This window comes from Micrococcus sp. Mcc89 (genome assembly GCF_024519795.1).
Taxonomy (GTDB): Bacteria; Actinomycetota; Actinomycetes; order Actinomycetales; family Micrococcaceae; genus Micrococcus; species Micrococcus luteus.
Genome location: NZ_JALJRI010000027.1, coordinates 12,364 through 24,584, shown reverse-complemented (window position 1 = coordinate 24,584; position 12,221 = coordinate 12,364). Strand labels below are relative to the sequence as shown.

Below are 12,221 nucleotides of genomic sequence, written 5' to 3'. Positions count from 1 at the left end.
CCGGCCCCGGTCAGAGGACCTGGGCGGCCTGGTCGAAGTCGAGGCGGCCCTGGCGGGGCTGCTGCGCCTTCTCGTCGTCTGCGGCGGCGTGGCCCACGTTGATCACCAGGAGGGACTTCCACGCACGGTCCGCATGGAACTCGGCGTCCACGGCGGCAGCGTCGAACCCGGCCATGGGGCCGACCTCGAGCCCGTGCGCGCGCAGGGCCACGAGCAGGTAGCCCACCTGGATGAGCGCGTTCGTACGGCCCATCCCCTCGCGCATGCCCGGCTTGCCCTCGGCATCCTCCTCGAAGCCCTCCCGGAACGGGGCGAGGTGGCCCATGTGGCGGTGCCAGTCGAGGTCGTAGGAGGCGATCAGCGTGAGCGGGGCGCGCTCCGTCTTCTCCCGGTTGAACTCGATCATCAGCGGAGCCAGGCGGGCGCGGGCCTCGGGGCTGTCCACGACGTCGAGCCGCAGCGGCTGGTTGTTCATGGCGGTCGGCGCCCAGCGGAGGTCCGCGTAGGCCCGCTCGATCAGCGCGAGGTCGACGGGCTCGTCCGAGAAGAGCTGCGTCGTGTGGCGGTCCGCGAAGAGGCGGTCGATCTCGGCCTGACTCAGCGGTCCCGCGTCCGGGGCCGGCTGCGTGGGGTGGATCGTGTCCTCGGCGTCGGTGTGCATGTGCGTGGTGGTCATGGGCCAGGGAACGGGCCGGTGGGTGGGCGCATTCCCCGGCTCCCTTAGCCCGTCCGCCCGCCGGATAGGCTTTCGAGGGTGAGCACCGCCCTGTACCGCCGCTACCGCCCGGACCGTTTCGAGGACGTGATCGGGCAGGACCATGTCACGGTCCCGCTGCGCACCGCACTGGCGAAGGACCGCGTGAACCACGCCTACCTCTTCTCCGGCCCGCGCGGCTGCGGCAAGACCACGTCCGCCCGCATCCTCGCGCGCTGCCTGAACTGCGCCCAAGGCCCCACGCCCACGCCGTGCGGCGAGTGCGACTCGTGCCGGGACCTGGCCACCGGCGGGCCGGGCTCGCTGGACGTGCTGGAGATCGACGCGGCCTCGCACGGCGGTGTGGAGGACGCCCGCGGCCTGCGCGAGCGGGCCACGTTCGCCCCGGTCCGGGACCGCTACAAGATCCTCATCATCGACGAGGCGCACATGGTCACCGCGGCGGGCTTCAACGCGCTGCTCAAGATCGTGGAGGAGCCGCCGGAGCACCTGAAGTTCATCTTCGCCACCACGGAGCCGGAGAAGGTCATCGGGACCATCCGCTCCCGCACCCACCACTACCCGTTCCGGCTCGTGCCGCCGGAGCCGCTCATCGCCTACCTCGAGCAGCTGTGCGCGGAGGAGGGCGTGTCCGTGGAGAAGGGCGTGCTGCCGCTCGTGGTGCGCGCCGGCACGGGCTCGGTGCGTGACACGCTCTCCGTGCTGGACCAGCTGATCGCGGGTGCCCAGGAGGGCCAGGTCTCCTACGAGCTCGCGGTGAGCCTGCTCGGCTTCACCCCGGAAGCCCTGCTGGACGACGTGATCGACGCCGTCGCCGCGGACGACACCCCCACCGTATTCCGCGTGGTGGACCGCGTGGTGCAGTCCGGCCAGGACCCGCGCCGCTTCGTCGAGGACCTGCTGGACCGCTTCCGCGACCTCGTGATCGCCCGTGCCCTGCCGGAGGAGGCCGGGGCGATCCTGCACGGCATGCCGGAGGACCAGGTGCGGCGTCTGTCGGCGCAGGCCGCGCAGCTCTCCCGCGCGGAGCTCTCCCGCCTCGCGGACGTCACCAACCTCGCGCTGACGGACATGGTGGGGGCCACCAGTCCCCGCCTGCACCTCGAGCTGCTCATGGCGCGCCTGCTGCTGCCTGCCTCGGACGAGACGCACCGCGGCCTGGCCGCCCGCCTCGAGGCCCTCGAACGGCGCCTGGAGCTCGGTGGCGCCGCGCCCGTCGAGGACGGCGCCCCGGAGGGCACGACGACGCCGGCCCGGTCCGGCACGCCCGCCGCGGACGGCGGCGGATCGGCCGAGAACGCGGAGGGCTCCGGCACTCTGACCGGTGCCGCGCTCGCCCGGGCCGCCATGCGGCGGCCGGAGGAGCCCGCGCCGACCGCGTCCACCGCCCCGCCGGAGCGCTGGACGCCGCCTGCCCCGCAGTCCGCGGCAGAGGCGCCGGAGGGGGACGCCGCCGCCGGGGCCACGGGGTCCGAGCGTCCGCAGCAGCCGCCGCAGCCCAAGCGGCCCGAACCGGCTGAGGTCGGGGCCCGTTCCGGGGACACGCGCCGCCCGGAGGCCGGGAGCCGCGCCGAGCCTGAGGGCCGGCCCGAGCCCGAGGGCCGGTCCCAGGCCCAGGAGCGCACCGGTGCCGCGCCGGCCCCCGCCCACGGGCCGGAGGAGACGGCCGCGCCGTCGAGCCCCACGCCCGCCCCGGCGGCGAGCCAGGTGGAGATGATCCGCCGGGCCTGGCCGGACATCCTCACGGCCCTCGAGGACGCCTCACGCCTGGTGTGGATGCTGGTGAAGGACAACGCGAGCGTCGCGGGCTACGACGGCTCGTTGCTGACGATCGGCTTCCAGCAGGACGGGCCCCGCCAGTCGCTGCTCGGCCGGGGCGGTGACCGCGTGCTCGGCGAGGCCGTCCACCAGGTGCTCGGCATCCGCCCGCGGCTCGATCTGATCCTCGGTGGGGACGCGCCGACCGGGGACGCCCGCGCACAGTCCGGCGCTCGCCCGGCCGGCCCGGCGCGGACGGACCGGCCTGAGCGTCCGGCCCCGCAGCAGGGCCGGCCCGACCGACCGACGGCGCAGCCGAACCGGCCCGCTCCGGCACCGGGGCAGGCCCCACGCGAGCCGGAGTCCTCCCGCCCCACCCCGCCGCGCTCCGCCGCACCCTCCACCGCGGAGGACGATCCGGCGCCGCCGGCCGCTCCGCCCCGGGCCACGCAGCAGCGTCAGACGCCGGAGCCGTCCCCCGCCTGGACGCCCGCGGCTCCCGCCACCTCCTGGGGGCCGGCGCCGACGTCGTCGACGACGCCCGCCCCCGCCCCGCCGGCGGACGGCTGGGGCGGCCCGGACGAGGAGCCGCCCGCCTGGGACGACGCTCCCCCGCCCGAGGAGGACCCGTGGGACTCGCTGCCCGCGTTCGACCCGGACGCGGAGCAGGACGACTCGGACGGCCCCGAGGGCTGGACCCCGCCGGCCCGGGACGCCGAGGAGCGGCCCGTCGGCGCCGCCGGCTGGGACGGCCCCGTGCCGTCGGTCGAGGACTGGGGCGCGCCGCCGCAGGCCGCACCGGCCCCCGGCGGCGCCGCGCCGGACGCCGGCCAGGACTCCCCGGTCCAGCCCGACGCCCCGACCCCCGGCGAGAGCGAGCCGAGCGCCGAGGAGGTCCGTCGGGCCTACGACCCGGGGCCGCTGGTCCGCGAGGAGGAGCACTCGATCCCCGTGTTCGCCCGTCCGGAGGCGGAGCTGCGCGCCGAGTTCGCGAAGCGCTTCGGCGCGACCCGTCCCGCCGGCTTCGACGACGGCGCGGGCGCGGCCGCGGACGGTGACTCCGCCCGGCCTGCCACGCCGTCGCCCGCCCCGGACGACGACGCAGCGGCCACGGAGCGACGCGATCTCCACCCGGCCGCCTCGGGCGCCGGCCCGTCCTCGGACGAGGAGCGGCGCCCCACGGGCTCGCCCACGGCCGACGCGACCCCTGACCCGGGCGTGCCCGCCGACGACGCAGACGCCGCGCCGCGCGCGGCTGCCGGCCCGACCGGTTCGGACTTCCCGGGTTCGGGCCATCCGGCGAGCATGTACCCGCGGCTCATGGAGCGGCTGCGGGCCGGTGGGCCCCTCGAGCCTCCGGTAAACGCGGGCTCGAGCGGCGGCGGCGGGACGGGCGGCGGCCCCGGCGCTCCCGGTGGCCCCGACCCGGACGCCTCGCCGGGCTCCCCCGCCGGGGGCCGGCCGAGCGCGGCCTCGCTCGGGGCGCGCCCCGCCGACGTCGAGCCCGCCGGGGGAGCCTCGGCGCTGCCGTCGTTGGACGCGCGGGCCGCGGCCATCCGCGCCGCCCGCGAGGCCGCCCAGGGCCGCGGCCCGACCCGGCCCGCCGACACCGGCCCCGCCGCCCCGGCGACGTCCGGGGTGGGGTGGGAGGACGAGGTCGCCAGCGACGACGACGTCCCACTCGAGGACTCGGGCCTCGTGGGCCGGGCCGTCGTCGAACGGGTGCTCGGCGGCCGCCTGCTCGAGGAACGCCCCAACGACGCCTGAGGCGAACGCGCCCGTACGCCGTCCGGGGCCGCGGGCATGATGGACGCGGCGCCGGACCACGGCGCCGCGTCGGGGCGCACGCCCCACGAGACGCACCATCGGACGAGGGAGACGGATGTACCAGGGCGCGGTGCAGGACCTGATCGACGAGCTCGGCCGCCTGCCGGGCATCGGGCCGAAGTCCGCCCAGCGCATCGCCTTCCACATGCTGGAGGCGGACCGGGAGGACATGCTGCGGCTCGCGGACGCCATCCGCACGGTCAAGGACAGGGTGCGGCTGTGCTCGGTCTGCTTCAACGTCTCCGAGGACGAGGTGTGCTCGCTCTGCCGGGATGAACGCCGGGACCGCTCCCAGATCTGCGTCGTCGAGGAGTCGCAGGACGTCATGGCCATGGAGCGCACCCGCGCCTTCCAGGGCCGCTACCACGTGCTCGGCGGGGCCATCAACCCGATCGCCGGCATCGGCCCCGAGCAGCTGCACGTCCGCGAGCTGCTCACCCGGCTGCAGGACGAGGCCGTGCAGGAGGTCATCCTCGCCACGGATCCCAACCTCGAGGGCGAGGCCACGGCCACCTACCTCGGCCGGCTCCTCGGCGCCACGGGCATCCGCGTCACGCGTCTGGCCTCCGGTCTGCCCGTCGGCGGGGATCTCGAGTACGCGGACGAGGTCACCCTCGGCCGCGCCTTCGAGGGCCGCCGCCTGATCAGCGGCTGACACGGGCCGGCGTCGAGCAGGCCCCGCCCGACGCCGGCCCGGCTCAGGCCACGCGCGTGCCGGCGGGCAGCCGCCCGGCCGGGGTGTCCAGGCGACGGTGGCCCCACCAGCCCAGCCCGGCCACCAGCACACCCTGCATCGCCAGGCCGAGCGGCCACACCGGCCAGGTGCCCTGCCGGTCCGGCACGCCGCTCTGGTCGAGACCGCGCAGCTCGCCGTCGAGGCACTCGACGTCCCGGACGGGGTCACGCTGGGTCCAGCGCAGGCCCACGGACAGCAGGTTGAGCGGCCCGGGCTCCGCCCAGGTCCCGTCCTCGACGAGCCCGCCCTCCCAGGGGGACGCATCCGCGAGGACGGCGTAGGGGTTCGCCGCGAGCAGCCATCCGCTGCGCCGCGGGTCGGGGATCGTCCGGGTGGTCACCGGGCCGACGCACCGGTCGGCGATCCCGTCGAACAGCTCCGGGTGCGCCGCCTCCCACTCGGCCCAGGCCTGCTCCGCCTCCTCCGGGGTCATCTTCTCGAGCTCCGCCTCGGTGAACGGCTCCGCCGTCATGGAGCCGAACTCGGCGTCGTTGGCCCGCACCTCGGTCTGCAGGAACTGCAGGGACAGCCCGAAGGCCACCAGGGTGCCGATCGTCAGCGCCGCCACGATCAGGTACGTCACCACGACGGCGAACAGCGTGCGCCCGGCGATCGCCGAGACGGCCACGCCGATCCCCGCGATCATGCCGAACTCCACGAGGATCATCACGAGCCCCACCAGCACGGCCCACGGGGACACGCGCCCCACCACGGCCGCGACCGCCAGCCACGGCAGCGCCGCCGCGAGGAACGCGGCGGAGGCGATCCACGCGGCCAGCCACTTGCCCGCCATCAGGTGCCCGGTCCGCAGCAGCGTGACCTGGGTGATGGCCAGCGTGCCGCCGGCACGGTCGCCCGAGATCGCGTTGGCCGCCAGGGCGGGCGAGACCAGCAGCGAGAGGGTGAGAACGAAGAGCAGGACGCCGTCGAAGAGCGTCCGCCCCAGGGCGCGCATCTGCTGCTCCGCCAGCTCCGGCTCCAGGCCGGACGCCTCCATCTCCGTCACGCCCAGGCTTCGCAGCCCGAGGGCGCCGAGGGTCACCGCCCCCACCACCACGAAGAAGACGCCCAACAGCACGTACCAGCCGCGCGAGCGCAGCCGCTGACGCAGTTCCATGCCCACCACGGTGGCCACGGCCTGGGCCGCACCGAGGCGTCCCCCTGGCTGCGGCTGCGGCGGGCGGCGGTCGTGGATCGAGGTCGCGACGGCGGTGCTCACGGCCGGTCTCCTTCGGTGCGGGGGCCCTCCAGATGGAGGCCCAGGTAGGCGTTCTCGAGGCGGGAGCCCTCCGGGGCGAAGTGGCTGACGAGCACACCCTCGCGCACGAGGTCCGCGAGCAGCGCGGCCGCGGCGGCCTCACCCCGCAGCTGCACCACGACGCCGTCCCGGCGCTGGCCCGCGCCGGCGCCGGTGGCCGCGGTGACGGTCAGGCCGCGGGTCTCGAGGGCGCGGACGAGGGTGTCCCGGGCCGTCGGGTCGGGCCCGGCGATCCGGTAGGGGCGGGCGAGGCCGTCGGCGGCGCGGAACTCCTGGGTGGCCACCGTGGCGCCCTCACGGAGGAACACGGCGCGATCGGACATCTCCTCGAGCTCGGCGAGCACGTGGGAGGAGACGAGCACGGCGGTGCCGGCTGCGGCCATGGCGCGCAGGTCGTCCCGCAACCGGATGCGGGCGGCCGGGTCGAGGCCGTTGGCGGGTTCGTCCAGGAGCAGGACGGAGGGCCGATGCACGGTGGCCCGAGCCAGGGACAGGCGCTGCTGCTGGCCGCGGGAGAGCACGCGGGCGGGCCGGTGGGCGAACTCCGTGAGCTCGACCCACGCGAGCTGCTCGTCCGCGCGCGCCGACGCCTCCGCCTTCCCCATGCCGTAGAGCCGGCCCAGGCTGGCGAGGATGTCGTGGCAGGTCAGCTCCTCCCACACGCCCAGGGTGTCGGGCATCCAGCCGAGCCGCCGCCGGGCCTCGACGGGCTCGCGCACCGCGTCCACCCCGGCCACGGACACGGCGCCGGCGTCCGGGCGCAGCAGGGTGGCCAAGATGAGCAGGAGCGTGGTCTTGCCCGAGCCGTTCGGGCCGACGAGGGCCGTCACGGAGCCGGCGGGCACGGTGAGGGAGACGTCCCGCACCGCATGGACGGCGCCGAACGAGCGGGCGAGGCCGTGGGCCACGATCCCGTCGTGGGCGGCCGCCCCCAGGACGGGTGAGGCGGGCGGGGGTGCTGGAGCGGTCATGGCCCCATCCTTGCCGGGCCGTGCTCGGACGCGGATCCACCCGGGGGATGATCCCGGCGCCGATCCGAGCCCGACCGGGGCCGCAGGCGGGGCCGCGGGCGCCGTCGTCCTGACCGGCCGCGGGCGCCGGGTCCAGCATCCGGAACAGGGGTTCACCTGGCGGACCCGCGCGAGAGTGCGCCCCTAGACTTGGCCCGAACCGACCCTCGACCCCGTCCGGAGCGACCCATGAGTCTCATCGTCCAGAAGTTCGGCGGCTCCTCCGTGGCCGACGCCGCCGGCATCCAGCGCGTGGCCCGCCGCATCGCGGACACGGTGCGCGCCGGGAACCGCGTGTGCGTGGTCGTCTCGGCCATGGGCGACACCACGGACGAGCTGCTCGACCTCGCCGCCGAGCTCACGCAGGACGCGCCCGCACGCGAGATGGACATCCTGCTCTCGGCCGGCGAGCGCATCTCCATGTCCCTGCTGGCGATGGCGATCCACGCCGAGGGCCTCGAGGCCCGCTCCTACACCGGCTCGCAGGCCGGCATGCTGACGGACACCTCGTACGGCCGGGCCCGGATCGTCAAGGTCAACCCCCACCGCGTGCAGGAGGCCCTCGACGCCGGCCGCGTGGCCATCGTGGCCGGGTTCCAGGGCATGAGCCCCGAGTCCAAGGACATCACCACCATGGGCCGCGGCGGTTCGGACACCACCGCCGTCGCCCTCGCCGCCGCGCTCGGCGCGGACGTGTGCGAGATCTACACGGACGTGGACGGCGTCTACTCGGCCGACCCGCGCGTCGTGCCGACCGCCCGCAAGCTCACCGAGCTCTCCTCCGAGGAGACCCTCGAGATGGCGGCCTCCGGATCCAAGGTGCTGCACCTGCGCTCCGTGGAGTACGCGCGCCGCTTCGGCGTACCGCTGCACGTGCGCTCCTCCTTCTCCGACCACGAGGGCACCTGGATCATGCCCGACCCGAACGACACCATCACCCTTCAGGAAGGCGCTCCCATGGAACAGCCCATCGTCTCCGGCGTCGCCCACGACCGCTCCGAGGGCAAGGTCACGATCGTCGGCGTCCCCGACGTGCCCGGCAAGGCCGCCGAGATCTTCCGCGTGATCGCCGTGTCCAACGTGAACATCGACATGATCGTGCAGAACATCTCCCGCGAGGGCTCGGGTCGCACGGACATCTCCTTCACCCTGCCGATCGTGGAGGGCAAGGACGCCATGGCCGCCCTGCGCGCCGCCCAGGACCGGATCGGCTTCCAGGACATCGTCTCGGACCCGGAGATCGGCAAGCTCTCGCTGATCGGCGCGGGCATGCGCTCCAACCCGGGCGTCTCCGCCACCTTCTTCAAGGCCCTCGCCGACGCCGGCGTGAACGTGGACCTCATCTCCACCTCGGAGATCCGCATCTCCGTGGTCACCGCCGAGAGCAAGCTCGACGACGCCGTCCGCGCCGTGCACGCCGCCTTCGGCCTCGACGCCGAGGAGGAGGCCACGGTCTACGGCGGCACCGGCCGCTGACGCCGCACCCGCCGCTGCCCCACCGCCCGGGCGACTTTCGAACGTGAAATGGGGCGAATGGACGCTTTCGAACGTGAGATAGGGCCTATCCCACGTTCGAAAGCGAGGGGGCGGGGCGCTTCCACCCTCCCCCGCCCACCACGACGCCGGCCCCGCACCTTCAGCGTGAAGGTGCGGGGCCGGCGTCGTGCGGGCGGTTCCTCCCGTTCCGTCAGCGAGGACGGAGGGGGTGGGCGGTCACGGGACCTGGACGGTCACGTCGGTCGTGATGCCCGCGTCCCAGGTGACGAGGCCCTTCCAGGTGCCCGAGGTCAGGCCGGACCAGGAGAGGGTCGCCTCGGTGGCCTTGCCCGAGGTCACGGGGACCGGGTTCGGGGAGACGGTGAGGTTGCCCGCGTCCTCGCGCAGCTTGAGCGTCTCGAGGGTGCCGGTGTCCTTGCCGCCGTTGGCCGCGTACAGGTGGCCCACCACGGTGTAGGCACCCGGGGTGGGGTTGGCGATCGTCAGCGTCTCGGACTCGTCCGCGGTCGCCCGGGAGAGCTGCTTGCCCTCGGGGGTGATCACGTACAGGTCCCAGTCGGCGCCGGCGGCGCCCGCGCTGATCGAGGCCACCAGGGACTGGGTGCCCTCCTCCACGGTCACCGTGGACACGGCCAGTGCGCTGGACACGAGCGAGTTGCTCGCGGTGGCGGCGGCCACGGTGGAGTCCACCCTGCCCAGGCCCAGGACCTGCGGGGTCAGCTCACCGGTCACGCCGGGGGTGATCTCCACATTGGCGGAGCCGGTGGCGCCCGAGCCCTCGACGGCGGAGGTGACGGCCGCGGACTTCGCCTTGACGGTGACCGGGGAGGTCACCGCCGGGACGGCCTTGCCCTTGGCGGTGGTCCAAGACATGGAGCCGTGGGTCCAGGTGTTCACCGCGGCGTCGGTGCGGGTGACGGTCAGCTCGACGTCGGCGGACTGGCCGGCCTTCAGGTCCAGCACGGCCGGGGAGGCGGTCACCTCGAAGCCGGGCACGTTCGCGGAGAACCGCCAGCGGCCGTTCTCCAGGGCGGTCACGGTGCGGGTCACGGTGGCCGAGCCGACGACGTCGGGGATCGCCAGGGACGGGACGTTCACGTCACGACCGGCGATGTCGCCGCGCAGCAGCGCGTCCCACTGCTCCTTGCCGGAGTCGTAGACCAGGCCCGGGCGGGCGGCGGCGGCCGGATCGGCGGAGCCGGCGCCCGTGGCGAAGTTGTCCGTGTTCACGGTGCCGTCGGCGTTGTACACGTCGCCGGCGGTGGTCATGAGGGCGGACTTCACGGCCATCGGGGACCAGGCCGGGTACTTGCCGATCAGCAGCGTGGCCATGCCGGCCAGGTTCGGCGAGGCCATGGACGTGCCGGACATGAGGCCGAACGTGTTGCCGTGGTAGTCGGGGTCCAGCGGGGAGACACCGGCGATCACGTTCACGCCGGGGGCGGCGAGGTCGGGCTTCAGGAGCTCCTGGTTCACGGCGTTGGCCGGGCCGCGGGAGGAGAAGCCGGCGATCTGGGGCAGCGGGTCCTCCGGCAGGCCGGTGGTGTCGCCCGGGACGATCGTGGCGGTGAGGTCGGAGGACTTCACCTTCTCGATCACGCCGTTGTCGTTCATGTGCACGGTCGGCACCGCGTGGATGTCCGCGTCCAGCGAGCCGGACGGGGTGTTCACGAGGATCATGCCGACGCCGCCGGCCTCCTCCACCACCTGCGACTTCTCGGTGCGGGCGTTCCCGCCGCGCTCGCAGAGCACGATCTTGCCGGCGGCCTCCTCGGTGAGCCCGCCGGGCAGGCAGAGACGCGCGGCCTCGGCGTCGCCGGCGGCGGCCTCGGACGCGTGGATGACCTCGGCCGGGCCCACGCCGGTGCGGGCCGAGGAGGCGCCGCGGAGCTGCGTGCCGTCGGAGAACTGCACGGTGGCGGTGAGCTCGTTGGAGAACGTCTCCGCGGCCACGGTGGTCAGCCACGGGGAGCCGTGGTTCACGGTGTTCGGGCCGGGGCCGGAGTTGCCGCCGGAGGCGGCCACGAAGATGCCGGCCTCGGCGGCGGACTTGAAGGCCATGGCCACCGGGTCCACGATCGAGGTGTTGGAGCCGGAGATCGAGTAGTTCAGCACGTCCACGTTGTTCTCGATGGCCTGCTCGATGGCGGCCACGGAGGCGGAGGTGTAGCAGCCGCCGGTGTTCGGGTCGGTGTCCTCCCAGCAGATCTTGTAGGAGATCAGGTGAGCGGCCGGGGCCACGCCCGCGCCCTCGCCGAAGGAGTCGCCGTCGATGGTCTGCTCCACCCCGGTGTTGCCGAGGATGGTGGTGGCCACGTGGGTGCCGTGGGAGAACACGCCCAGCGGGGAGATGCGCTCCTCCGGGGCCCGCTCGTCCACCGGGACGAAGCGCTCGAAGTCGTCGGAGAAGGCGTAGGCGCCGATCAGCTTGGAGTCGCACGACGACGCCGGGAAGTCCGGGCCGGTCTCGCACTCGGCCGTGGCGGTGGTGCCGTCCGCCTTGAGCACGGCGATCTGGCCGTCCGCGGTGCGGTACGGCACGCCGACCTTGGCCTTGCCCTTGAGCGGCTGGACGGGCTGACCGTCGATGAACGGGTTGTCCGGGTGGATGCCGGAGTCGATGACGCCGACCACCACGCCCTTGCCCGCGTTCTCGGCCTTGCCGTACACGGACTTCCAGGTGCCCTTCTTGCCGGGCAGGCCGAGGAATTCGGTGGAGCTGTAGTCCGGGGCCACCTGCTCGTCCGGTGCGACGCCGAGCACGGCCGGGTCCTTCGCGATCGCCTGGGCCTCCTCGGCGGTCAGCTCGGCGACGAACGCGTTCACGGCGCGCTGGAAGGAGATCTCGGCCTTGGCGCCGTGGGTCTTCGCGACCTTCGCCTGCTGGCGCTGGAGCTTGGCCTCGTAGTTCTTCACGCGCGGGTGCGAGGGGTCGAACTTCGCCTTCGGGGCGGCGCCCGGAACGGCGCCGGCCTCGGGGGCGGTCACCGACGGCTGGTCCTTCAGGACCACGAAGTAGCGGCCGTCCTCGAACTGCTGCTGCACCTGCACCTCGCCCTGCGGGCTGGAGACGGTGCTGCCGTCGGGCAGTTCGACGGCGGTGGCCGACACCGCGAGCGCGGGAGCGGCCACGAGGCTCGCGCCGGCGACGGCCGCGGCCAGGGCCCGACGGCGCCGGGCAGGGGTGGGGTTCTGAGGCATTGCCTCCGCCTTTCTCATCAAGGTCCGCCCAGCTCTCACCCGTGGCACGCCGGCGGGGATGACGCCGGGGGACGGGGAGATCGGCACCCATGTGATGGGCACCACAGCGAGACACGTGCAATCTACCGTCCGGTAGGGCGTTTGACCAGATCTTTGTCAGGCAACGTCCAGGACCGTCGAATTGGGGCCGCCGGAGTGCGCTCCCCGCGTCGGCATCAC

At 74.5% G+C, this 12,221-nt stretch carries 7 protein-coding genes; 3 read left to right on the top strand and 4 right to left on the bottom strand.

The annotated features are described in order from the left end of the window. Positions 1 to 10: 10 nt before the first annotated feature. Complete coding sequence (locus tag NR072_RS03395) at positions 11 to 676, bottom strand: malonic semialdehyde reductase (RefSeq protein WP_049146682.1); 666 nt, start codon at positions 674 to 676, stop codon at positions 11 to 13. Between the two features lie 78 nt (positions 677 to 754). Here NR072_RS03395 and NR072_RS03390 point away from each other — a divergent pair, with 78 nt between their 5' ends. Continuing rightward, positions 755 to 4,240, top strand: coding sequence for a DNA polymerase III subunit gamma and tau (locus tag NR072_RS03390; protein ID WP_225348890.1), 3,486 nt, complete (start codon positions 755 to 757; stop codon positions 4,238 to 4,240). 115 nt (positions 4,241 to 4,355) lie between these two features. Further along, the gene (gene recR / locus NR072_RS03385) at positions 4,356 to 4,955 is read left to right on the top strand and encodes a recombination mediator RecR (protein WP_002856659.1); all 600 of its coding nucleotides are present in this window, start codon (positions 4,356 to 4,358) and stop codon (positions 4,953 to 4,955) included. A gap of 43 nt (positions 4,956 to 4,998) precedes the next feature. Here the strand turns inward: recR and NR072_RS03380 are convergent, their stop codons facing one another. Both NR072_RS03380 and NR072_RS03375 read right to left on the bottom strand, forming a co-directional pair. Continuing rightward, entirely contained in the window at positions 4,999 to 6,255 is a 1,257-nt protein-coding gene (locus tag NR072_RS03380; protein WP_049147235.1) for an ABC transporter permease, read from the bottom strand. Next, positions 6,252 to 7,265: an ABC transporter ATP-binding protein gene (locus tag NR072_RS03375; protein WP_049147236.1), complete on the bottom strand. Its 1,014-nt coding sequence runs from the start codon at positions 7,263 to 7,265 to the stop codon at positions 6,252 to 6,254. Before NR072_RS03375 ends, NR072_RS03380 begins: the two co-directional genes overlap by 4 nt. 228 nt (positions 7,266 to 7,493) lie before the next feature. Here NR072_RS03375 and NR072_RS03370 point away from each other — a divergent pair, with 228 nt between their 5' ends. Further along, positions 7,494 to 8,780, top strand: a complete 1,287-nt coding sequence (locus tag NR072_RS03370; RefSeq protein WP_225348889.1) for an aspartate kinase — start codon at positions 7,494 to 7,496, stop codon at positions 8,778 to 8,780. Between the two features lie 237 nt (positions 8,781 to 9,017). On the opposite strand, the gene NR072_RS03365 is transcribed toward NR072_RS03370, so the two are convergent. Continuing rightward, positions 9,018 to 12,002 carry a S8 family serine peptidase gene (locus NR072_RS03365; RefSeq protein ID WP_101967237.1) on the bottom strand — a complete coding sequence of 995 codons (2,985 nt, stop codon included), beginning with the start codon at positions 12,000 to 12,002 and terminating at the stop codon, positions 9,018 to 9,020. Positions 12,003 to 12,221 lie beyond the last annotated feature (219 nt).

Coding starts and splice junctions, on each gene's coding strand:
- NR072_RS03395 (WP_049146682.1), bottom strand. CDS start 676: ATGACCACCACGCACATGCACACCGACGCCGAGGACACGATCCACCCC.
- recR (WP_002856659.1), top strand. CDS start 4,356: ATGTACCAGGGCGCGGTGCAGGACCTGATCGACGAGCTCGGCCGCCTG.
- NR072_RS03375 (WP_049147236.1), bottom strand. CDS start 7,265: ATGACCGCTCCAGCACCCCCGCCCGCCTCACCCGTCCTGGGGGCGGCC.
- NR072_RS03370 (WP_225348889.1), top strand. CDS start 7,494: ATGAGTCTCATCGTCCAGAAGTTCGGCGGCTCCTCCGTGGCCGACGCC.
- NR072_RS03365 (WP_101967237.1), bottom strand. CDS start 12,002: ATGCCTCAGAACCCCACCCCTGCCCGGCGCCGTCGGGCCCTGGCCGCG.